We start from the raw sequence: 21,914 nt of genomic DNA, 5'->3' as shown, positions 1-21,914 counted from the left end.
CCGGGTCCACATCGCTAGTCGCTCGATAACCCTCAAGGAGTTCCATGACCCAATACGTAACGCGCGCCGGTATCGAAACCGATCCCGCTTTGGCGACCTTCGTCGAGGAAGAGGTGCTGGCCCCGCTCGGCCGCGATCCGGAAACCTTCTGGCAGGGCTTCGCACGCCTGCTGGGCGAATTCGCCCCACGCAACGCGGCTCTGCTAGAAAAGCGCGAGGCCCTCCAGGCCCAAATCGACGCCTGGCACCGGGAGCGCGCCGGCCAGCCGCATGATGCCGAGGCCTATCGCGCCTTCATCGAGGACATCGGCTACCTTGTGCCCGAGCCGGGCGATTTCACCATTGGCACCCAGAATGTCGATCCCGAAATCGCGACCATGGCGGGTCCGCAGCTGGTGGTGCCGATCCTCAACGCGCGCTTCCTGCTCAACGCGGCCAACGCGCGCTGGGGAAGCCTTTACGATGCGTTCTACGGCACCGATACGCTCGACGCGCCGCCCGCGCGGCCCGGCGGCTATGACGAGGATCGCGGTGCGGCGGTGATCGCCGAGGGGCGGCGCTTCCTCGACGAGGCGCTGCCGCTGGTGGATCAGAGCTGGGCCGACATCGAAGGGCGCGACAATATCGGGTTGCAGGACGAGGGGCAGCGCGTCGGGACGACCGACAAGGGACTCCTCTTCCACAACAATGGCCTCCATATCGAGGTACAGTTCGATGCCGACAGCCCGATCGGCAAGTCCGACAAAGCGGGCATTTCCGACATCGTGCTGGAGGCCGCGCTGACCACCATTGCCGATTGCGAGGATTCGGTGGCGGCGGTCGATGCCGAGGACAAGCTCACCGCCTATCGCAACTGGCTCGGCATCATCCGGGGCGATCTGTCGGACAGCTTCGAAAAGGGCGGCAAAACGGTCACGCGTGAACTGGCCGCCGACAAGACCTATACCGACGCTTCGGACACGCAGCGTGCGCTTCCGGGCCGCAGCCTGATGTTCGTGCGCAACGTCGGACATCTGATGACCAATCCGGCCATGCGGTGGGATGGCGCGGAGATTCCGGAAGGCATCCTCGATGCGGTGATGACGTCGGCCATCTCGGCGCAGGACATCGCGGGGCTGGGGACCTACGGCAACAGCCGCAAGGGCTCGATCTATATCGTGAAACCCAAGATGCACGGGCCGGAGGAATGCGGCTTCACCGACGACCTGTTCAACGCGGTGGAAGACCTGCTCGAGCTGCCGCGTCATACGATCAAGGTCGGGGTGATGGACGAGGAACGCCGCACATCCGCCAATCTTGCCGCCTGTATCCACGCGGTGAAGGACCGGATCGTCTTCATCAACACCGGCTTCCTCGACCGCACGGGCGACGAGATCCACACCTCGATGCGGGCCGGCCCGATGATGCGCAAGGGCGAGATGAAGAACTCCGCCTGGCTTAAGGCCTATGAAGCGCGCAATGTCGGTATCGGCCTGCGCCATGGCCTTTCGGGCCGCGCGCAGATCGGCAAGGGCATGTGGGCGGCGCCCGATCTGATGGGGCAGATGATGCTGGAGAAGATCGGCCACTTGCGCGCGGGCGCCAACACGGCCTGGGTGCCGAGCCCGACGGCGGCCACGCTCCACGCCATCCACTATCACCGCGAAGACGTGTTCGAGGTCCAAAAGGGTCTCGGCGATGTACCGGGCCTCGACGACCTCCTCACCATCCCGCTCGCAGAAGGCACGAACTGGTCCGAAGACGAGATCCGCGCAGAGCTCGACAACAATTGCCAGGGCCTGCTCGGCTATGTCGTGCGCTGGATCGACCAGGGAGTCGGCTGCTCCAAGGTGCCCGACCTAAACGATGTCGGCCTGATGGAAGACCGCGCCACGCTGCGCATTTCCAGCCAGCATATCGCCAACTGGTTGTTCCACGGGGTGATCACCGAGGACCAGGTGATGGATTCGCTGCGCCGGATGGCGGCCAAGGTCGACCAGCAGAACGCGGGCGATCCGTTCTACGAACCGCTGCTCGAGAACGAGGACGGCCCGGCCTTCAGCGCCGCCAAGGATCTGATATTCAAGGGTGTCGAGCAGCCCAGCGGCTATACCGAGCCGCTGCTTCACCAGTGGCGGCTTCGCAAAAAGGCATCATGCTGAAGAAAGCGTAAAGCATATCGTAAACCTTGGGCGGTAGGCAGGCGGGATAAGAAAAGGATCGCGCAACTTGTCCGCCGCCCAATTGAAACAACGCCGCGAAGAACGGATCGACCTGTTCGTGCGCGCCAGCGTCCATTCGCAGCCCGGATCGGGCGTGGTGCGCCTGTGCAATATGTCGCCGATCGGCGCGCTGATCGAGGGCGAGACCCTGCCGCTGGTGGGCTATGAGGTCGAATTGCGTCGCGGCGCGCTGTGCGTGCCGGGCAAGATCGTGTGGCGCAGCGCCGACCAGGCAGGGGTGTCCTTCTCCCAGCGTACGGTGGTCGAGGACTGGTTCCCCGATGCCGAGCCGCAGCAATCGGTCGACAACGCGTTCCAGCGCCTGATGGAGGAGATGCGCGAGCGCGGCCCGGTGCGCGAAAGCAACGCGCCGCTGCACAACAGCTACATCACCGCCGACGATATGCACCGCGTGGCCGGATCACTTGACGATCTCGCCGATACGCTGTCGGAGGATATGGACCTCGTGATGCGCCTCACCGAGGAGTTGCAGACCCTCGATATCGCGGCCCAGCTGCTACGCAAACTGGCCCAGCAGGAGCGCGCCCGACTAGGTTAGCGCGCGGGTGACGTCCCTCATTTAAAGAGCTTCGGAGCTGGGCAAGCCTAGTCCAGCGGTCGGCACGTCCAATTGTCATCGTCGAACTGATCGCGCGTAGCCGGACAGACATATTGCGATGCGTCCATCAGCATCTCACGGCAAGCGGCCAAGCCGCCCAGCCTCTCGTCTCGCCACTGGGGACACAGCTCGTCGGGAGTCGCCCGGCCTAGATAGAAGGCGTAGTAATGGATTGCATCGCAATCGGCGGCGCAGGCGTAGTGATCGGCATCCCAAAGGGTCCGCTTGAAGCCTTGCGCTTCCAGTTCGGAGATGGTGGGGGCGTTTGTATCGGACACCGGGGGATGCATGCGCTCCGGGTCGGGCGTGAAGGAATGGAAGTCGTCGTCGGGCTGGCTGCAAGCCGATAGCAAAGCCACCGCGATAGCGATTGCTGCGATTGTCCGAGTTTTTCCTACAGTTGCTCCCATGACCTCATCCCCCCCAGATGCTTTCCGACCGAGAACTTACTGGCTTAGCGCCCTCGCGACATTCTCGAATTCCTCGACCGAAAGCGTCTCTGCACGCCGTTGCGAATCGATGCCGAGGCTTTCGAGCGTGTCGACCGCGCCGGCCACGCCCTTCAAACTCTGGCGCAGCATCTTGCGGCGCTGACCGAAGGCGGCTTCGGTGAGGCGCTCGAGGACCTTGGCCGACACGCCTTCCGGCATTGCGGCCGGTTCGACATGGACGATGGCGCTCATCACCTTGGGCGGCGGGGTGAAGGCGCTGCGATGGACCTTCATCGCCAGCTTCGACTGCGCGCGCCACTGAGCAAGCACGGCCAGCCGTCCGTAAGCCGAGGTGCCGGGCTTGGCGACGATCCGCTGGGCGACTTCCTGCTGGAACATCAGCGTGAGCGAGGTCCAGAGCGGCGGCCATTCCTCGCCCCCCATCCAGCGCGTGAACAGTGCCGTCCCGACGTTGTAGGGAAGGTTGGAGAGGATGGCGTAAGGCTCGCCGCCCATGATCGCGTTATGGTCCAGTTTGAGCGCGTCGCCGCGGATCACTTCGAGCTTGCCGGGAAAGGCCTCGCCCAGTTCGGCGAGGGCAGGCAGGCAGCGCTCGTCCATTTCGATGGCGGTGACTTCGGCGCCCGCCTTCAGGAGCGCGCGGGTCAGGCCTCCCGGGCCCGGCCCTATTTCGAGCACGCGCCTTCCGGCGAACGGACCGGGCAGCGCCGCGATCCGGTCGAGCAATTGCTGGTCGAAGAGGAAGTTCTGCCCCAGCGCCTTGCTGGCGGAAAGTCCGTGGCGTGCGATGACTTCGCGTAAGGGGGGAAGGTCAGCCATTGGCGGCGCGCCGGTCGGCCATCTCGCTGGCAAGTTTGAGTGCGGCGATCATAGCACCGGGATCGGCCTTGCCCTTGCCGGCAATATCGAAGGCAGTCCCGTGGTCGGGGCTGGTACGCACGATGGGCAGGCCCAGCGTGACGTTTACACCTTCGTCGAAATCCAGCGCCTTGAGCGGGATCAGCGCCTGATCGTGATACATGGCGATGGCCGCGTCATAGGCCTTGCGCGCGCGCGGGGTGAACAGTGCATCGCCGGGATGCGGGCCCGTGATGTCGAGGCCTTCCTTTTCCAGCTCGGCGACGGCAGGGCCGATCACGAATTGCTCTTCGTCGCCGAAGCGGCCGTCCTCGCCCGCATGGGGGTTGAGGCCGCAGACCGCGATGCGGGGCTTCTCGATGCCGAAATCCTGCCTCAGCGCCTCGTGCACGATCCGGGCGCGATGGAGGATGAGGTCCTTGGTGATCAGCTCGGGCACTTCCGAAAGCGCGCAATGCACGGTGAGCGGGACCGCGCGCAGGTTCGGACCAGCCAACATCATGACCGCATCCTCGCGCGGGCGCCCGAAGGCGTCGGCGAGGAATTCGGTCTGGCCGGGCTGGGTGAATCCGGCCTGCGCAAGGTGGCTCTTGGCGATGGGCGCGGTGACGAGGCCGCGAGCCTCGCCCATGGCGGCGCGGCTGGTAGCCTCGACCAGCGAATAGAGCGCCAGCCGCGCTCCGCTTTCTTCAGGCTTGCCGGGCGTGTAATCTGCATCGTCCGCGCCGAGCACGGGAAGGGCGTGGTCCCAAACCTCGAGCGCCTGCTCCGGTCGGTCGATCCGTTCGACAGGGACCCGCAAGGCGCGCGTCAGGACGGCTGCGGCCAGCACCTGTGCACCGCCGACCACGAAGAAAGCGGGCACAGCGCGCTCTTCGCGCTGCGCCCAACTTTCCGCAATCAGTTCCGGCCCGATTCCCGCCGGATCGCCAAGCGAGACGGCGAGGGGAAGCGGGGTGCTCAATTGTATTCGATGTAGGCGTCGTTGCGCAGGTCGCGCAGGTAACGCTGGGCGGCCTTGTTGATGCGCTCGTCCTCGATCTGCGCCATCAGCTCGTCGAAGTTCGGGCCCTCGCTGCTTTCCGGATCGTCACGACCGCAGAGCATGAGAACCCGAACGCCTTCTTCCAGCGAACCGAAGGGCGGGGTGGCCTCGCCGACCTGCAGCTGCAGGATGGTGTTCTGAAGGGCCTCGGGAAGCGCGCGCGCGCGGATCTGGTCGTTGTCGACCACGTTCGCGCCAAGCGTGGATGCAATGTCGTTGGCGCTGCCGCAGCCGCGCATGGACTGAACGCCTTCGAGGAAAGCCTGGAGCTTCGCCTGGTTTTCCTCGTTCGAAGCGGCCGGATCAAACCCAATCTGGATTTGCTTGAGGCTCAGCATGGCGTCACGCGGATCGGCCATCAGCACCTGCCGTTTGTCGCGCAGGTAGACGATCCAATAGCCGCCCGGAATTTTGATCGGACCGACCAGCTGACCGGCTTCCATCTGGCCGACCACGGTTTCGAGCTGCGGATCGCCGAGCTGGGCAAGGTAGATCCAGTCGAGGTCACCGCCGACAGCCGCGGTGGACGCTTCGGAGAATTGGCGCGCGTAGGCCTGGAAGCTGCCGCCCTGGCGCAGCTGTTCCATGATCTTGGCGGCGTTCGCCTCGACCGCCGCTTCGTTCTCGGAGGTGGCCGAGAGGAAGATTTCCCACAGCCAGTATTCGTCAGTGCCCTTGGACGCCTCGAGACGCTCCATCAGCTCGTTCACTTCTTCGGCGCTCACGTTGACGAAAAAGGAGACCTTCTGGCGCAGCAGGCGCTGCCACGCGAGTTCGCCCCGGATCTGGCGCTTGAGCGAAGCCGAAGACGAACCGATCTGGCCAAGGAACGCTTCCATGTCTTCGGGGCGCTGGTTGTTCTGCGCCGCGACGCGGGCAAAGGTCTGGTTTACCTCGGCATCCTCAATGACGATTTCCTCGGCTTCGGCCGCTTGGATCTGCAGGGTTTCGTCGATCAGATTGCGCAGGACCTGCGCGCGCACGCGCTGCATTTCCTCGGCAGACAGCTCGGTCTGGTTCGCGCTGACGATGAGCGCAACGCGCTGGTCGAGATCGGTACCGGTAATGACGTAGCCGTTCACCACCGCTGTTGCCTTGCGCACGTTGGGGTCGGGCTTGGCGAGCATGGTGGGCGCTTCGGGGAGGCCGAGCGGGTTGGCAGCCGGAGCGGCGCCTTGCGCCAGCGCGCCGGTGTGAGCGGCGGCGGCAAGACCGATGGCCGCGGAAAGTCCCAGCAATTTCGATGCGATATGTGCGTTCACGCTTGTATTCCCTTGCGGCGCGCTTGTGGCGCCCGGATAGGCTGCGGTGTGGCCCCCTCAGGCTTAACCGTAGCTGATTGCGCCGGGGCGGATAGCGCGTTTGGACCGCGCTGCCAACACGCCCCCCTTAGCGAAATCCCAGATTCTTCAGGCTGAAGTACAGCTGGAAGGTGTCGCCCCGCCTCGCGTCGCCTGCGGAGAGGTAATCGCGCCGCCAGGTCGCGCCCATTTCGAGGCAGTCGTCCTGATAGGCAACGCCAAGCCGCGTGCGGATCGGCTGGAAGCCGTCGCTCGACAGGGTGGGGTCTTCCTCGCGGTCGGTGAGGTTGAAGACGCCAGAGCCGAAAACCGACCAGTAATCGGCAAAGGCCACGCGGACAGCAGCGCGCAATTCTTCGCGGTCCTGGAGATCTTCGACGCTCGTGATGTTTCGGTTGAGCCGCAGATAGCCGATTTCGGCATAGGTGCGGCTGGACCCGATGGTCGCATCGAACTCGTTGCGGCGCACGGCAAAGTTGTCCTTGTCGAGCCGGTAACGGTGCGCGAGCTTGAGGAAATCGCGATAACGGATTTCGGTACGACCGACGAAATCGCTCACCTTTTCGGACAGGCCCGTGCCGTCGGGCAGGATGTCGCGGTCGTTGTCGAGCCGGTAGGACTGGCCGAGCGTGGTGAAGAATTCCCAGCCCGGGCGGCGCAGCTTGTAATCGAAGCCGTAGGTCACCCGCGCCCCGTCCTCGATCCGGTCGTAGCCGGGGAAGCGGTTCAGCGCGAAGAGGTTGGAATCCTCGAGGTCGATGGCCCGAGCGTCCTCGTTGGGAATGGCGAGGTTCTTTATATCCGGCGTCACCACCAGTTGCGCACGCGGGGTCAGGACCTGCTCGCCCCCGAAGATTTCGCCGACCAGTGGCCATTCGACATCGATCGCGCCCAGCGCCACGCCGCGCGTTTCCCACCCCGGATTGCCGCGATAGGCGGCGGTTTCGTTGAACTCGTTGCCGTCCGAGTGGTAGATGTCGCCGCGCAACAGGCCGGTCAGCGTAACCATTTGGCCAAGGCCGGTGATGGTGCGACGGCTCCATTCCGCCTTGGCGAAGGCGCGCTCGGTTTCCTGCCCAAGCTTGCGGATGATGGCGAGACTGTTGAGCTGCAGTTCGACCTGTCCGCCGGCCAGCGGATCGTCGAGCCTTCGCCGCCAGTCAACCACCGGCAGCGCAACCGGAACCTGGTTCTGGTCCTGGTTGAGCCGCAGCGTCTGCGTCGCCCAGCCGGCGATGGAAAGGTAGGACGTGCGGTCGATGCGTTCGAGGTCGACCATCGAACGCAGGCGGTCGTCGCGGCTGATGTCGTAGCGCCGCAGGAAGGTCTTGTCGCTCGCGAGCCGGACCGATCCCGTCAGGCTCCATTCGGGTGTGAACTGGAAGCGGCCGTTGGCGAACAGATAGCCGCGTGGATCGGCTTCGGAATTGTTCGTAAGGCCGGTGAAATCGGAAATGCGGCGGCTGTGGGTGGCGTAGCCCGTAATTTGGTACGCGCCCTTGTCGGTCAGGTGTCGCCACTGCCCCGAAACCATCGGCGTGGTCTTGGAGAACAGATAGGCGGACAGCGTCAGGTCCTTGTTGTCCGCCATGCGCAGGTAATAGCTGCCCGATACTTCGAGCCCGTTGCTTTCCGAGACGCGGATGTCCGGCACGAGAAAGCCGGAAACGCCGCCGTCATCGGTGCGGACAGAGAGGCCGGGCAACGGAACGATGCGCGCGCCGAACAGCTCGAGATAGGCGCCCTGGAACTTCACCTTGGCTTCGGCAGGATCGTAGGTCACGCGGTCGGCGGTGATGCGCCAGCTCGGGTCCTTGTCGCAGCCAGCGGGCGTGGTCACCGCGCAGGCGCTGTAGGCGGCCTGTTCGAGCAGGATCGTGCCGTCGCTCTCTCGCACGCCGCGATTGGCGGCGAGGCGGCCGCCCTGCCGCAAGGCAAGCAGCAGGTCTTCCATCGCACCGGCCTCGAACTGGTCAGTCAGTTCGACACGTTCGGTGTAGAGCTGGTTGCCGTCCTCGTCGACGAAGCGGACGTTGCCGCTGGCGACGATAACGCCGGTCCGCTCGCTCCAGCTGACCGAATCGGCGCGCAGCGACCGGTCGCCCGAGCGCAGGACGACATTGCCTTCGGCGGTGGTGACCTCGGCTTCGGAATCGTAACTCAAAATGTCGGCGGCAAAGGCGATTTGCCTCTCGCCCGCCTCGTTAAATTCGGGTGGCGGCGGGGGAATGTCGGTTTCGTCGGAGACGAGAACCTCGTCCTCGCGCTGCTCCATCACCGCTTCGCTGGGAGCGGGCAGGTCGCTCGGGTCTTCGCCCTCGGGCTGCTCGGTTGTTCCGGCCCCGGTTGCCGCGCCATCCTGTGCCCAAGCGGGTGCGGCGCAGACCAAGGCAAGCGCCGCACACCCCGTGCCGAGGAGCTGCGCTATGGTGCTGGCATATCTGGCCCGTCCCGGGTGCATGGCTTGCCTATCGCACCGGCCACGCCTAATCGCAATCGCGTTCATCCGGCCTGCCCACGATTTGGGCGCGCTCCGGTCATCGAGAAATTCGGGAGAATCCATGCACATCCAGTTCAGCCAGTCCCGCCCGCAAGGCGCGCGCCTCATTGCGCATGTGGTCGACAAGGGCAAGCTTCCTGCCGCCACCAACGCCGCAATGCGTGCAGGCGCCGAAGCCGCCCGCTTCAAGGGCAGCGCCGGCCAGACCTTCGATGGCTTCGTTGAAGACGGCGGCCAGGTCGCGCGTCTGGCCATTGCAGGCGCGGGCGATCGCAACGACGAAGCGCGCCTTGCCAACCTTGAAAAGGCAGGCGCCGCGCTCGCGGGCAAGTTCCAGTCGACCGGCGACAAGGACATGGTGCTCGATCTGTCGGAAAGCAGCCTGTCCGCAGAGGAAGCCAGCCACCTCCTTCTCGGTCTGCGCCTGCGCAACTGGCGCTATGACATCTATCGCACCAAGCTGAAGGACGAGCAGAAGGTCACGCTGGAAAGCATCACTGTCGTCGGCGCGCCCGAAGGTATCGAAGGCGCATGGGCCGATGCCGCCGCGCTTGCCGAGGGCGTGGAGTTCACCCGCGAACTGATCACCGAACCGGCCAACATCATCTACCCCGAAAGCTTCGTGGCGCGTTGCAAGGAACGCTTCGAGGATACGGGCGCCGAACTGATCGTGCTCGACGAAGCCGAAATGGAAAAGCTCGGCATGGGCTCGCTGCTCGGCGTCGGACAGGGCTCTGCGCGCGAATCGCGCATCCTCGCCATCCGCTGGAACGGGGGCGGCAGCGAAGCGCCGACCGCTTTCGTGGGCAAGGGCGTGACCTTCGACACCGGCGGCATCTCGATCAAGCCGGGGCCCGGCATGGAAGACATGAAGTGGGACATGGGCGGCGCCGGCGCCGTGGCGGGCGGCATGCTCGCGCTGGTGAAACGCAAGGCCAAGGCCAATGTCGTGGGCGTGATGGGTCTCGTCGAGAACATGCCCGACGGCAACGCGCAGCGTCCCGGCGATGTGGTGACCTCCATGAGCGGGCAGACCATCGAAATCCTCAACACCGATGCCGAAGGCCGCCTCGTCCTCGCCGATGCGCTTCACTGGACGCAGGAAGAATTCCAACCGAAGCGGATCGTCGATTTCGCCACGCTGACCGGCGCGATCATTATTTCGCTCGGCCATGAATATGCTGGCTTGTTCTCAAACGACGACCAGCTGTCCAAGGATCTTGCCGACGCGGGCGAAGCCGTGGGCGACAAGGTCTGGCGGATGCCGATCGGCAAGGCTTACGACAAGCTGATCGACAGCCCTATCGCCGACATGAAGAACATCGGCGGCAAGGCAGCCGGCTCGATCACCGCGGCCCAGTTCCTGCAACGCTTCATTGCTGACGGCACGCCCTGGGCGCATGTCGACATCGCGGGCATGGCCTGGTCGGACAAGCCGGGGCGGACCTGGGGCAAGGGCGCCACGGGCTACGGCGTGCGCCTGATCGACCGCCTCGTCTCCGACACGGCGGAAGGCTGACCGGACTACAGCGTCATGGCGAAGATGAGGCGCAAGGCAGACCTTCCAGCAAAGGTCTGCGCAACCTGCGGCCTCAGCTTCGCCTGGCGCAAGAAATGGGCGCGGGACTGGGACAACGTTCGCTATTGCTCCGAACGGTGCCGGCGGAATAAGTCCGGTGAGCAGGACTAGTCGGGAGAGTCTCAAATCCGCGTCGATTTCTATCAGTTGAGCAAGGACCCGGTGGACATCACCGTGGCGAAACTGGCGCGCAAGGTCCTGCAGGCCGGAGAGCGGCTGGTGGTGGTGGCCGCCGACGAGGGCCTTCGCGAGCGTCTGTCGAAGACTTTGTGGGAGCAAGGGGGGGGCAGCTTCCTAGCCCATGGTCCGGCCGATGGCCCCCATGCCGCCCGCCAGCCCATCCTCATTTCCGATACCTGCGCCGCGCCGAACGAGGCGCGCATGGCGATCCTCGCCGATGGGCAATGGCGCGAGGACGCGGCCCGGTTCGATCGTGCCATGCTCCTGTTTGACGCCGAGGCGACCGAAGCCGCGCGTGGCCTGTGGCGCAAGCTCGATCCGCGCGAAGACATCGACAACCGCATCTTCAAGCAGACCCCCGAAGGCGGCTGGCGCGAAGGGCGTTGAATTTTCAGGAACTTGGACCGCGTTCGCCCGTCGGTTGGGCATGAGATCCACGCTTGCCTGCCTCCTACTGCCCGTACTTGTCCTGTCCGCATGCCAGAACGCCGATGAAGACGGCGAAACCGCCGAGGCTGCCGAAACGGCCGAGCCGGTCGGCAGCTACGATATCGACCCCGAGAGCGGCGAAGTCAGCGCCAGCCACCGGGATGCCGCAGGCATCGTGACCGAGATGCGTGCGGGCGAGAATGTCGTGGCGCGTTTTCCGGAGCCGTTCACAGCCTATCCCGGCGCGACGATCACCAACACGACGCAGGTCGATCGCGGCGAGGGCGTCTTCGTGACGGTGGAGTTCACCACGCCCGATGCCCGCGACAAGGTTGTCGCCTTCTACCGTGCGCAGGCCGAGGAGGCGGGGATCACCCCCGATATCGAGGTGAGCGGCGGCGAGACCACCACGCTCGGCGGCGAGAACATGGTGGAGCGGGCCAGCTTCGCCTTGCAGGTCACGCGCGTAGGGGAGACGACCGAGGGGCAATTGTCCGTCGCGCGCGGCTTCGACTAAATCTTGTGCCTTCGCGCGCGCGGCGCTAGGGGCGCGCGCGAGAACTCTCTCCCCCAAGTATATATTCGCAAGGAACACACATCATGGCGGTTACCCGCACCTTTTCGATCATCAAGCCCGATGCCACCCGCCGCAACCTGACCGGCGCCGTCACCAAGATGCTCGAAGACGCCGGCCTGCGCGTCGTCGCTTCGAAGCGCATCCACATGACCCGCGAGCAGGCTGAAGGCTTCTACGCGGTCCACAAGGAACGCCCCTTCTTCGGCGAACTGGTCGACTTCATGATCTCGGGTCCGGTCGTCGTGCAGGTCCTCGAAGGCGAAAACGCCGTAAAGGCCAACCGTGACGTGATGGGCGCCACCAATCCGGCCGATGCCGACGAAGGTACGATCCGCAAGACCTATGCCGAATCGATCGAAGCCAACTCGGTCCACGGTTCGGACAGCGACGAAAACGCCAAGACCGAGATCGACTTCTTCTTCGACGAGAACGAAATCGTCGGCTGATCCGGTCAGGAGTGCGATTTAATTCGCTCTCCAATCAATATGTTAGGTGACGGGCGCATTTCCTGCTAGGAATGCGCCCGTCATGCTTTCGGGGGTCTTCTTTCCGCGCCGAAGCCTCAAGCGGCGGGAGCGTTGCATTCGCGAATTCGTCGCGGCCATCAACGCTGGCCGCCATGAACGAATGGCGCATTATCTCACCGAAGACTTCGCCTATGTTGATGTGAGCGGACACCGCACGAACTCGCGCGAAGAATTCCTCCGGATGGACCGCGAATTCCGCCAAGCTGCCGGCAATCCCCATATTCAGATCGACACGCTTGATCACCATGGTGACGAGGTTCTCGTTCGCGGACAGCTTACGGGTGGGGCGCAAGAGGTGCGCGGCCAGACTTTCTGGCGGATCTCTTTCGATGGAGACAGAATTCGGCGCGCGGACGTCACCCGCGCCGATGGCCGTATCACCATGCCGGTCTTCGCCTCTAGGACGAAAGTATAGCGCCGATCTGGCGGCGGTGTTCGCGGTGGCGGTCGCTGTCCGCCCGATCGACTTCAAGCTCCATCGCAGCAAGCGCGCGGTTGCCCAGTCCTATTCCCAGATCGCCATAGGCGCTCGTCATAGCTGCGCGCCAGTTATGGTTGAGCTCTGCAAACTCCATCCGGGCGACAGGGCCGCTGAAGGCATCGAGAAACGTGCGCATGCGCCCACTGCGCTGCGCAATCCGAGCCCGCCAGTAATCCTGCAATTCGGCAAGCTCGTGACTGTCGCTCTGGAATGCCATCTGGCTAGCGACCATCGAGACGCTGCTGGCGAGCACATCCTCCTGCACGCGGTGGCAGGCGACGATCCGGGCATCGGGAAACTGGCTGAGAAGCGCAGGCGCATCCTGCGCAAACTGGGGGCATTTGAGCACACGAGGGCGCAGAGCGTTGCCATGGTGGGCTGCATCGGTGCGCAGGATGCGGGCGAACTCGCGATAGACAGGGGCGGGGTCGCGCGCCTCGCTGAAGGCCACGTAGGAGGGGATGCGCCACTGGGCTTCGAAGGCCACGGGTGAGAGAGCAGCGGACAGCCAGCCGATCTCCTCGTCGGTGCGCGTGGCGCCGATGGGGTGCATGGTTTCGAGCCAGGGATTGACCCAATGCGCCAGCACCAGCGCCGCGCGCGATTTGACTGCGCGCAGGTCGGGGGTCGAGGGCACGGGGTCGTGGCTGTCGCAAAAGCGCGTTCCCGCATGGGCCGGATCGGCGGCGAGGAGTCGCTGCACTCGCGTCGTCCCGCTGCGCATCTGGCCGAGCACGACGATCGGGGGCGCGATGGTGGTGTGCGCAAGCTCCGGCTCTTGGCGCCAGAGGCGGCCCAGCGCGTGGCGCTTTCGAATGGCAGAGGTCAGCTGCCCATAGGCCATGGTGTGGCCAAGCGCGTTGAGGTCCGCCTCGTCGCGCAGCGCCTGGCAAAGCTGCTCCAGCCGTAAGCGGAAATCGGCAACGTCCTCCTCGCTGCGGACCGAAATCTCGTCGGCTTCTTCGTACCCTCTGCTGCCAATCTGCCAGAGGTAGTCCGGTTCGAGCGGGGGTTTCTCGTCCCATCCCTTGCGCCAGATTGCGGCGATCCAGCGGTCCAGCCGCTCGGCCAGGGACGAGCGAGTGAAGGGGTGCGGGCGGGGCGGGGTCATTCGCCGCGCGATTTCCAGCGGCGGTAGAGCGCCTCGGCAAGTTTGCGCAGGAGATGCGCGCCGATGAGCACGCCGGCGGTAATCAGCACCGCGTCGAGCATGTCGACTTGCTCGCTCTGCCAGCTGTCGTCCGGCTGGAAGGCGATCATCGCGAACGCAATCACCGCGATGAGAAAGAAGAGGTAGGGGGTGATCCGGCCCTTCACCGGCGACGCTCCACGTAATCGTTTAGCACGCTCGGGTAGAGCTGGTGTTCGGCAAAGCGCACGCGCTCGGCGAGGCTGTCGGCCGTCTCGCCCTCGCGAATGGCGACCTGCATTTGACCGAGCACCTCGCCCGCATCGAGTTCGGGCGTGACGAGATGGACCGAGACGCCGCCATGGCTGTCGCCCGCGTCGATCGCGCGCCGGTGGGTGTCGAGGCCGGGGTATTTCGGTAGCAGCGATGGGTGGATGTTCAGCATGCGGCCTTCCCAGCGCTCAGCAAACGCGTCGGTCAGGATGCGCATGTATCCAGCGAGGACGATGTAATCGGCCCCCGCATCGCGCGCAGCCTGTTCCATGGCCGCATCGTGATCGACGCGGGTCATTCCCTTGTGCGAAAGGGCGAAGGTCGCGACACCTTCGGCCTGGGCGAGGGCCAGACCCTCGGCGTCAGGATCGTTGGCGGCTACGAGAACCACCTCATAGGCGGCACTCGGCAAATTGGCGGCATAGAGCAGCGCGGCCATGTTGCTGCCACGCCCGGAAAGGAAAATCGCGACCTTCGCCTTATCAGCCAAGGTGGACCGCCTCCCAGTCGGATTGGGCGGACCAGGTGCCCTGCGAACCGCGCACGGTGCAGCCCTTTTCGCCTTCGACGATGCGGCCGACGGCAAGGACTTGCTCGCCCGCATCTTCGAGGCGGCTGCGGACCAGCTCGGCCTTCGACGGATCGACGGCGAGTACCATGCCGACGCCGCAATTGAAGGTGCGCGCCATTTCGGCCGGCACGATATTCCCCTGCGCCTGCAGGAACGCCATCAGCCCGGGCTGCTCCCAGCCGTCCGCCTCCACCTCGGCATGCGCGCCTGCGGGGAGGACACGCGGAATGTTTTCGAGCAGGCCGCCACCGGTGATATGCGCCATGGCGTCGATCAGGCCATCGCGGACCAAAGGCAACAACGTCTTCACATAAATGCGGGTGGGCTCGATCAGCGTCTCGACCAGCAGGCGATCCTGGTCGAAGAGGGCCGGGCGGTCGAGCTTCCAGCCCTTGTCTGCGGCAAGGCGGCGTACGAGCGAAAAGCCGTTCGAATGCACCCCCGAACTCGCGAGGCCCAGCAGCACATGACCGGGGGCCACACGCTCTCCGGTCAGCTGTTCGCCGCGCTCCACCGCGCCGACGCAGAAGCCGGCCAGATCGTAGTCGCCGCTGGCGTACATGCCGGGCATTTCCGCCGTCTCGCCGCCGATCAGCGCGCAGCCGGCCTGTTTGCAGCCCTCCGCAATTCCCGCGATCACGCGCTCTGCGACGCCGTTCTCAAGCTTGCCGGTGGCGAAGTAGTCGAGGAAGAACAGCGGTTCCGCGCCCTGCACGATGAGGTCATTGACGCACATCGCGACGAGGTCGATTCCCACCGTATCGTGCCGGTCGGTGTCGATGGCGAGCTTCAGCTTTGTGCCGACGCCGTCGTTTCCTGCGACAAGCAGCGGATCCTTGTAACCCGCGGCACGGGGGTCGAAAAACCCACCGAAACCGCCGATTTCCCCGTCCGCGCCGGGGCGCATGGTCGCTTTTACCAGCGGTCCGATCGCCTTGACGAGGGCGTTGCCCGCATCGATCGAAACTCCGGCCTGTTCGTAGGTGTAGGAAGGCGTGTCGCTGCTCATGCGCCGCCTTTCGCGCAATTCCACCGCAATATCCAGTATTCCTGCTTGGATTTCCCGAATGCTTTGGGCAAAAGGCGCTCGAACACCCCCATGCGGACCCTTTCCTCCCTTCCCCGGCGCTCGCGTATCGCCCTTGTCGCTTCCGGCCTTGCCCTGGCTGGCGGAGCCGGCTGGCTGGCGAGCGCGCAAGTGGGCGGGGAGCGCGGGATCGCCGCCGTTGCCGCCTCGCGGGACATCCAGGTTTCCGACATCGAAGTCGACGTGAAAGCCGACACGGGCGTCGAAGCCCGCGAAGAAGCCTGGGCCGAAGCGCAGGTCAAGGCATGGGAAAAGCTAGACGGGCCAAGCCTTCCCGCTTCGCGGATCTCCGGCCTCGTCTCGGCCATCGTGGTCCAGCGCGAACGGCTGGGGCCGAAGCGTTATGTAGCCACCCTCGGCGTGATTTTCGACCGCCAGCGCGCCGCGCCCTTCCTCGGGGACGAGGGTCGCGCCATGCGCAGCGCGCCGATGCTGGTGCTTCCCGTCACCGTCTCGGGCGGTACGCAGCTCATGTATGAGCAGCGCAATCCTTGGCAGCGCGCCTGGGCCGAATTCCAGGCCGGGCAGAGCCGGGTGAACTATGTTCGTCCGCAAGGATCGGGCGGCGAATCGCTCCTGCTGACCTTCGGCCAGACGACTCGCCGAAGCCGCGTGTGGTGGAGCAACATCCTCGACGAATTCGGCGCGGCCGATGTGCTGATCCCGATTGCCAACCTGCGCTACAGCTATCCCGGCGGGCCGATCAAAGGCACTTTCACCGCGCGTCATGGCCCGGATAGCGTGTTTCTCGACAGTTTCACGCTGACCGCCGACAGCCCCGAGCAATTGCCCGCAATGCTCGAGCAGGCTGTGCGCCGCTTCGATGCGACGTTCCAGGTGGCGCTTGCCGATGGCACCATCCAGCCCGATCCCACGCTTAACGTGAAGACGGGCGATCTCAACCCCGCCATCCAGCGGCTGGTCGACCTCGGGCGCCGTTTGCTGGTGCAGGACGAACAGCGCGAACAAGCCGCGCTGGCACCCACTGCGGAAAGCGATGGCGCGATCAGTGCCGCGCCGATCAACCGTCCGCCGCCCGAAGGTTCGGTCGCGCTCTACACCGTCCAGTTCGCCTCGCCCGACGCCGCCGCCTTCGGCGCGATCCTTGCCGATGTGCGCGGCACTCCCGGTGTTCGCTCGACGGGTGTCCGTTCGACCGCGATCGGCGGCACTTCGGTGGTGACGGTCAGCTATTCGGGTTCCATCGGCCAACTGGCCGAAGCCTTGCGCGCACGGAGCTTCACCGTGCAGCAAGGGGCAACGGCCATCCTGATCAGTCGCTGAGCGGCCTCGCGGATCGGCCGGAAAATGACGCAGATCGCGCTTCCCCTTTTGCATTCGGGTCCGAAGCAGCCTTCCAGCATCGTGCTGGGCGAAGGCAACGCCCATATCGCCGAAGCGCTGGGCGCCAGCGCGGACTGGCCTTTCGGTACGGCAATCCTCGCCGGCCCTGCGCGTTCAGGCAAGTCGCTGTTCTCGCGGTGGTTCGCCTCGCACACGGGCGGCGGCGCGATCGACGATGCAGACCAGAAAGACGAGATCGAGATATTCCACGCCTGGAACCGTGCGCGCGAGGATGGCTATCCGCTGCTCCTGACCGTAGACGCCAGTGGATGGGAGATCGAATTGCCGGACCTGCGCAGCCGTATGGGTGCTGCGCTCCAGCTCGAAATCGGCGCGCCGGACGATGATCTGGCGGCCGAGCTTATGCTCAGCCACGCTGCGCAACGCGGGCTGGCGCTAGGCGACGGCGCGCCCGCCTATCTCATCCCGCGGATGGAGCGCAGCCATGCCGCGATCGAGCGGATCGTCGCCGAAATCGACCGGCTCAGCCTTGAACGCAAGGCGCCGGCCACCATGTCCATCTGGCGCGACGCACTCGATGCGGTGCAGGGCCCCGAGCAGGCGCGCTTGCTTTGAAATGCCGAAAGTGGAAGGATTGAGGCCATGTTCGAACGGCTGATCGCCTATCTGGACTCGATCAAGGCGCGCGATCCCGCGCCCCGTACCCGCTGGGAAGTGCTGCTCTATCCCGGTGTCTGGGCGCTCGCCTATCATCGCATCGCGCACTGGTTGTTCGAAGCGGACCTGTTTTTCCTCGCCCGGCTCGTGAACCACTGGAGCCGCATGGTGACGGGGATCGACATCCATCCCGGTGCCAGGATCGGCCGTAATTTCTTCATCGACCACGGTTTTACCGTCATCGGCGAGACAGCCGAGATCGGGAATGATGTGACCATCTACCAATGCGTCACCCTAGGCGGGACCAACCCTACCAACGGCAAGGGCGGCAAGCGGCACCCGACGATCGAGGATGGCGTCATCATCGGTTCGGGCGCGCAGGTCATCGGCCCCATTACCGTCGGAAAGCGGGCGCGTATCGGCGCCAACGCGCTGGTGCTCGACGAAGTGCCTGAAGGCGCGACCATGATCGCGCTCAAGGCGCGCAGCCATTTGATCGCGGCGGAGGAGTGGAAAAAGGACTTCGTCCCCTACGGCACGCCGTGCGACGATCCCTGCGCGCCCAGCCGCGATTGCATCGAAAAGCTGGAGAACGAGCTCAAGGCGCTGCGCGGCGAGATCGAGCAGCTGCGCGGTGACAGCGCGCCGCGGCAGAGAAGCGGTACGGGTGACTGATGGCCGTGCAGGGCGGCATGAATGTCGTTGCGTTCCCGGGCCGGCAGCCCAATCAGGTCGGCTTCACGCGCGATGAGCTGACGAAAATTCTCGACGTTTACGGTCGCATGGTTGCGGCGGGCCAGTGGCGCGATTACGCCATGGACTTCACCAAGGACGTCGCCACCTTTGCCGCCTTTGTGCGTCACGCCGAACGCCCGCAAGCGCGGCTCGAAAAGCGCCCTTCGCTGCGAGCCAAGCAGGGGATTTGGACGCTGTTCGGCGAGCATGGGCAGGTCCTCAAGCGCGGCCATGAATTGCCCAATGTCATGGCGCCGATCGAACGCCGCCTGCTGAAGGCGGTCGAAGACTAGCTCCTTTCCCGTTTCGCCATGAAAAAAGGGGCCCGCCACGCTGGCGAGCCCCTTTCCCCTCGGTGGTCCGATGATCAGGCGGTGGCGGGAAGCCGTGCCTGCATGTCTCCTGGAAGCCCCTTGACCACGGCGCGGCGGATCGGGGTCCACAGCGCGCTCAGCGTGAGGAGTGCGGAGCCGATAACAAGTGCGGTAAGGGCAAAGTTCAGTTCCACGGCGCCGAATTCGCGGAACAGGAAGGTCAGCGCGATCAGCACGTAGGCGAGGGCCGAGACCAGCAGCGCGCGACGGTCGACTGCCAGCGCCACGAGGCCGAACACGATGTAGACTGCAAGTACGGCAACGGCGGCGCCGGCGCCGATGTTGTCGCCCTGCGTCACGCCGAGCATCGCGAAGATCGGATGCGCGATCATCGGCGCGGCCAGCAGGTGGAGCCAGAAGGCCACGTCGCTGCGGCGCGTTTCGCGGCGCGGGTCGCTCATGTCCCAGCGCATGGCGAAGGCGAAGATCACGAGACCGGCCACGAAGACGAGGCCGAGGATGATGGTCTCGAGATTGGGCGTCCTGGGTCCGATCCCCGCGACGATCACCGCGATGACGGTTCCGGCAATGGCCGCCGTGCCCGCCGCGATGGTGATCGGCACCATGAAGCGGCGCCAGTGCAGCCAGGCAGCGCCCGCCGTGAGCAGCGAGGAACCGCCGAGCAGCAGCACGCCGAGCGTTTCGTTCGGCTTAACCGAGCCTTCCATCGTCGCGATGATGAGGCCGACGAAGGTCATCAGAGTGCCGCCCACGAAGGCGAGCAGGAGGATAATGCTGGGCAGGGCCATCCGGCGCTTGGCGGTGAAGAATTCGGCCAGCATCCACGCCGTACCTGCGACCAGCGCCGCGCTAACGGGCGAGGGACCGTTTTTGTTGGTCCAGATCGCGTCACCGATGGCCGCCATGGAAATCAGCAGGATCACGGCCCCGATGCTGACGAAAATATCGTTGAAACCGGTGATGAGGCGGAAATGCTCCGCATCGGCGGGCACCGCGTCGCGCTGGGCGGCGACATGGGCGCGCAAGGCGTTGGCGGCGTCGGAGCTGATTGCCCCCGCCGCAACAGCCGAATTCAGGTCTTTCTGGCTATACATGGCCATCTCTCCCCGTTGAAGGAAGAGACAGGTATAGGTCTAGTGTATTAATACGTCAATACGGTCGGCGGGTCAGGCCGACAGCACGTTGACGCTCATGCGCTGCGGCGCCTCCTGCTCGGGCGCTGTAACGACGATCTCGGGCAGGAATTCTTCCTGTGCCGCTGTGATCTTGCGGGCGAGGCCAGCGAAGAGCCACGCCGCGCCAAGGATCAGGATCATCGCGAAAGCAAGGATGGCAAATTCCATCCACAGCGGCGTCATGATGATGAGCGCAGTACCCGCATCGAGGATGAATTTCACCAGCATTGCGCTGAAGATGAGCAGGCCGACCACAAGCGCAGTGAACCAAGCCGTGACGTCTTCAACGGTGGAATCGACGAAGTCTTCGGGCTCGTGGTGGCTGCGATTGTAGAGTTCACGCATCGCCTCGAAGGGCAGGATTAGGTTCGCCACCGGGAGGAGATAGGCGGCGAGAGCCCTGCCCGGCGTGAACTTCGCCCGCACGCCTGCCTCGGTAAGGTTGGCATGGGCGCGCCAGACCCACATCATCGCCGCGACGAGGAACCCGAGGCCGGAAAGCAGGTTAGCGCCGAAGGCGATCACGCCCGGATCGGTCCATGAAGTATTTTGTGTGGCAGAAAGGAAGCGGCCCTGCAGGAAGAAAGCGCTGCTCGAACGGTTATACTCGTTCTGGAAGGCGGCTTGCTGCGACTGGTATCCGTAAAAGGTGCGCTGGCGGGTAAGCTCTTCCAGCTTCTCGATCCGCTCGTACTCCTCGCCGATCGCGACACCGCCGAAGCCGAGCTGCGTCAGTCCGGACGCGACGAGCAGCAGCGCGAAAACCGTTACCACCAGCGAACGTGTGCGCAGCGAGCGCAGCTTCTTTTCCGTATTCATGCAGACCCCCAAAGAAAAACCCCGCGCCGTTATGCAACGGCGCGGGGCATTTCGCAATTATCTTGGGAGCGGTTTATCCGCGAGCGCTGCTCGGGCCGGTGCCGGTGACCTTCTGCATCGCCGTGAGGATCGCGCCCGACTGCTCGGAGCCCGACTGCGGGGCCTTGAGGTTCGAGAAGTCGCTGATCTTGTCCCAGTTGGCGGCAAAGCCTTCGACCGTGCGCTCGCCATCGGGCAGCCAGACGGCGTCGTTCATGACGGTCCACGCCGAGTGGAAGCCGCCTGCACCGGCGCCGACGATGGCGTTGGTCGGCGCGTCTTCGCTGACGAGGAAGAGCGCAGCCGGGACCACGTTCACCGGATCGAACAGCTTGAAGGCTTCTTCGGGGAAGAGGTCTTCGGTCATGCGCGTGCCGGCGACCGGCGAAAGCGTGTTGACCTTGATGCCGTATTTCGCGCCTTCGAGCTGCAGAGTCTTGGTGAGGCCTGCAAGGCCGAGCTTGGCTGCGCCGTAGTTCGCCTGGCCGAAGTTGCCGAACAGGCCGGTCGACGAAGCGGTCATGAGGATGCGGCCATAGGCCTGCTCGCGCATGGTTTCCCACACGGCCTTGCTGACGTTGGCCGAGCCATTGAGGTGGACGTCGACGACGAATTCGAAGTCGTCCATCGTCATCTTGGCGAAGGTCTTGTCGCGCAGCACGCCCGCGTTGTTGATGACGATGTGTATGCCGCCGAACTTCTGCTTGGCGTCGGCGACCATCTTTTCCATCTGCTCGTATTCGGTGACGCTGCCGCCGTTCGACATGGCTTCGCCGCCCATTTTCTCGATTTCCTCGACGACCTGGAGAGCCATGTCGGAGTGGCCGGTGCCGTCGCGCGCACCGCCGAGATCGTTGACGACGACCTTCGCGCCCCGGCGGGCGAGTTCGAGCGCGTATTCGCGGCCCAGACCGCCGCCTGCGCCGGTGACGATGGCTACCTTGTCCTTGAAGTCGATGGTCATGGGGGGCTCCTGCTAGTAGTTGTTGTTTGTCGTTTACGTAAAGGTCAATTGCCGCAGCGGACTGCCACTTTCCCTT

General features: G+C 64.7%; 23 protein-coding genes and 1 pseudogene. 12 read left to right on the top strand and 12 right to left on the bottom strand.

Annotation, left to right across the window (positions count from 1 at the left end; all coding sequences use genetic code 11):
* Nucleotides 1-44 precede the first annotated feature (44 nt).
* Entirely contained in the window at nucleotides 45-2,141 is a 2,097-nt protein-coding gene (locus K3148_RS01200) for a malate synthase G (protein WP_221425532.1), read from the top strand.
* A gap of 82 nt (nucleotides 2,142-2,223) precedes the next feature.
* Nucleotides 2,224-2,760, top strand: a complete 537-nt coding sequence (locus tag K3148_RS01195; protein WP_221425531.1) for a PilZ domain-containing protein — start codon at nucleotides 2,224-2,226, stop codon at nucleotides 2,758-2,760.
* Between the two features lie 47 nt (nucleotides 2,761-2,807).
* Here K3148_RS01195 and K3148_RS01190 read toward each other — a convergent pair whose 3' ends face one another.
* From K3148_RS01190 to K3148_RS01170, 5 genes are all read right to left on the bottom strand, one after another.
* Nucleotides 2,808-3,179 (bottom strand): hypothetical protein, encoded by a 372-nt coding sequence (locus K3148_RS01190; RefSeq protein WP_221425530.1) that lies wholly within the window; start codon nucleotides 3,177-3,179, stop codon nucleotides 2,808-2,810.
* Between the two features lie 87 nt (nucleotides 3,180-3,266).
* Complete coding sequence (rsmA, locus tag K3148_RS01185; protein WP_221425529.1) at nucleotides 3,267-4,091, bottom strand: 16S rRNA (adenine(1518)-N(6)/adenine(1519)-N(6))-dimethyltransferase RsmA; 825 nt, start codon at nucleotides 4,089-4,091, stop codon at nucleotides 3,267-3,269.
* A complete protein-coding gene (pdxA, locus tag K3148_RS01180; RefSeq protein WP_221425528.1) occupies nucleotides 4,084-5,094 on the bottom strand; it encodes a 4-hydroxythreonine-4-phosphate dehydrogenase PdxA in 1,011 nt (336 codons plus the stop codon). Before pdxA ends, rsmA begins: the two co-directional genes overlap by 8 nt.
* Nucleotides 5,091-6,437 (bottom strand): peptidylprolyl isomerase, encoded by a 1,347-nt coding sequence (locus K3148_RS01175; protein WP_221425527.1) that lies wholly within the window; start codon nucleotides 6,435-6,437, stop codon nucleotides 5,091-5,093. Before K3148_RS01175 ends, pdxA begins: the two co-directional genes overlap by 4 nt.
* Before the next feature lie 127 nt (nucleotides 6,438-6,564).
* Nucleotides 6,565-8,937, bottom strand: a complete 2,373-nt coding sequence (locus tag K3148_RS01170; protein ID WP_221425526.1) for an LPS-assembly protein LptD — start codon at nucleotides 8,935-8,937, stop codon at nucleotides 6,565-6,567.
* A 100-nt stretch (nucleotides 8,938-9,037) separates the two neighbouring features.
* On the opposite strand from K3148_RS01170, the gene K3148_RS01165 reads away from it, so the two are divergent.
* The 6 genes from K3148_RS01165 (at nucleotide 9,038) to K3148_RS01140 (ending at nucleotide 12,683) form a co-directional block, all read left to right on the top strand.
* Nucleotides 9,038-10,495, top strand: coding sequence for a leucyl aminopeptidase (locus K3148_RS01165; protein ID WP_221425525.1), 1,458 nt, complete (start codon nucleotides 9,038-9,040; stop codon nucleotides 10,493-10,495).
* A 15-nt stretch (nucleotides 10,496-10,510) separates the two neighbouring features.
* The gene (locus K3148_RS01160) at nucleotides 10,511-10,666 is read left to right on the top strand and encodes a DUF2256 domain-containing protein (RefSeq protein WP_221425524.1); all 156 of its coding nucleotides are present in this window, start codon (nucleotides 10,511-10,513) and stop codon (nucleotides 10,664-10,666) included.
* Nucleotides 10,667-10,681: 15 nt separating this feature from the next.
* Nucleotides 10,682-11,122, top strand: coding sequence for a DNA polymerase III subunit chi (locus K3148_RS01155; protein ID WP_221426573.1), 441 nt, complete (start codon nucleotides 10,682-10,684; stop codon nucleotides 11,120-11,122).
* A 40-nt stretch (nucleotides 11,123-11,162) separates the two neighbouring features.
* Nucleotides 11,163-11,681, top strand: coding sequence for a hypothetical protein (locus tag K3148_RS01150; protein WP_221425523.1), 519 nt, complete (start codon nucleotides 11,163-11,165; stop codon nucleotides 11,679-11,681).
* 83 nt (nucleotides 11,682-11,764) lie between these two features.
* Nucleotides 11,765-12,187: a nucleoside-diphosphate kinase gene (ndk, locus tag K3148_RS01145; RefSeq protein ID WP_221425522.1), complete on the top strand. Its 423-nt coding sequence runs from the start codon at nucleotides 11,765-11,767 to the stop codon at nucleotides 12,185-12,187.
* Nucleotides 12,188-12,233: 46 nt separating this feature from the next.
* Nucleotides 12,234-12,683, top strand: a complete 450-nt coding sequence (locus K3148_RS01140; protein WP_221425521.1) for a nuclear transport factor 2 family protein — start codon at nucleotides 12,234-12,236, stop codon at nucleotides 12,681-12,683.
* Here K3148_RS01140 and K3148_RS01135 read toward each other — a convergent pair.
* The 4 genes and pseudogenes from K3148_RS01135 to purM all read right to left on the bottom strand — a co-directional run bounded on the left by K3148_RS01135 (nucleotide 12,667) and on the right by purM (nucleotide 15,731).
* Nucleotides 12,667-13,860 (bottom strand): sulfotransferase, encoded by a 1,194-nt coding sequence (locus tag K3148_RS01135; RefSeq protein ID WP_221425520.1) that lies wholly within the window; start codon nucleotides 13,858-13,860, stop codon nucleotides 12,667-12,669. The two genes, K3148_RS01140 and K3148_RS01135, sit on opposite strands and share 17 nt — an antisense overlap.
* Complete coding sequence (locus K3148_RS01130; RefSeq protein ID WP_221425519.1) at nucleotides 13,857-14,066, bottom strand: hypothetical protein; 210 nt, start codon at nucleotides 14,064-14,066, stop codon at nucleotides 13,857-13,859. Before K3148_RS01130 ends, K3148_RS01135 begins: the two co-directional genes overlap by 4 nt.
* A gap of 5 nt (nucleotides 14,067-14,071) precedes the next feature.
* A pseudogene (gene purN, locus K3148_RS01125) lies at nucleotides 14,072-14,641 on the bottom strand (phosphoribosylglycinamide formyltransferase); the annotation flags it as partial.
* The gene (purM, locus tag K3148_RS01120) at nucleotides 14,634-15,731 is read right to left on the bottom strand and encodes a phosphoribosylformylglycinamidine cyclo-ligase (RefSeq protein WP_221425518.1); all 1,098 of its coding nucleotides are present in this window, start codon (nucleotides 15,729-15,731) and stop codon (nucleotides 14,634-14,636) included. The gene purM and the pseudogene purN, both read right to left, overlap by 8 nt.
* Nucleotides 15,732-15,821: 90 nt before the next feature.
* Here purM and K3148_RS01115 point away from each other — a divergent pair, with 90 nt between their 5' ends.
* Genes K3148_RS01115 through K3148_RS01100 form a run of 4 tightly spaced genes read left to right on the top strand, consistent with a single transcriptional unit; the run spans nucleotide 15,822 to nucleotide 18,799 of the window.
* On the top strand, nucleotides 15,822-17,093 hold the full coding sequence (locus K3148_RS01115; RefSeq protein WP_221425517.1) for a heavy-metal-associated domain-containing protein: 1,272 nt from the start codon (nucleotides 15,822-15,824) through the stop codon (nucleotides 17,091-17,093).
* 24 nt (nucleotides 17,094-17,117) lie between these two features.
* Nucleotides 17,118-17,729: an HdaA/DnaA family protein gene (locus K3148_RS01110; RefSeq protein WP_221425516.1), complete on the top strand. Its 612-nt coding sequence runs from the start codon at nucleotides 17,118-17,120 to the stop codon at nucleotides 17,727-17,729.
* A gap of 27 nt (nucleotides 17,730-17,756) precedes the next feature.
* Nucleotides 17,757-18,446, top strand: coding sequence for a serine O-acetyltransferase EpsC (gene epsC, locus K3148_RS01105; protein ID WP_221425515.1), 690 nt, complete (start codon nucleotides 17,757-17,759; stop codon nucleotides 18,444-18,446).
* Nucleotides 18,446-18,799: a DUF2794 domain-containing protein gene (locus K3148_RS01100; RefSeq protein WP_221425514.1), complete on the top strand. Its 354-nt coding sequence runs from the start codon at nucleotides 18,446-18,448 to the stop codon at nucleotides 18,797-18,799. Before epsC ends, K3148_RS01100 begins: the two co-directional genes overlap by 1 nt.
* Before the next feature lie 74 nt (nucleotides 18,800-18,873).
* Here the strand turns inward: K3148_RS01100 and K3148_RS01095 are convergent, their stop codons facing one another.
* The 3 genes from K3148_RS01095 to K3148_RS01085 form a co-directional block, all read right to left on the bottom strand.
* The gene (locus K3148_RS01095; RefSeq protein ID WP_221425513.1) at nucleotides 18,874-19,935 is read right to left on the bottom strand and encodes a hypothetical protein; all 1,062 of its coding nucleotides are present in this window, start codon (nucleotides 19,933-19,935) and stop codon (nucleotides 18,874-18,876) included.
* A gap of 72 nt (nucleotides 19,936-20,007) precedes the next feature.
* On the bottom strand, nucleotides 20,008-20,835 hold the full coding sequence (locus tag K3148_RS01090; protein WP_221425512.1) for a DUF4328 domain-containing protein: 828 nt from the start codon (nucleotides 20,833-20,835) through the stop codon (nucleotides 20,008-20,010).
* Between the two features lie 73 nt (nucleotides 20,836-20,908).
* Nucleotides 20,909-21,838, bottom strand: coding sequence for an SDR family NAD(P)-dependent oxidoreductase (locus tag K3148_RS01085; protein ID WP_221425511.1), 930 nt, complete (start codon nucleotides 21,836-21,838; stop codon nucleotides 20,909-20,911).
* Nucleotides 21,839-21,914: the final 76 nt, after the last annotated feature.

The sequence above is a fragment of the Qipengyuania aurantiaca genome (assembly GCF_019711375.1).
In the GTDB taxonomy this organism is placed as follows: domain Bacteria; phylum Pseudomonadota; class Alphaproteobacteria; order Sphingomonadales; family Sphingomonadaceae; genus Qipengyuania; species Qipengyuania aurantiaca.
This window is presented reverse-complemented; position numbering and strand designations above follow the sequence as displayed.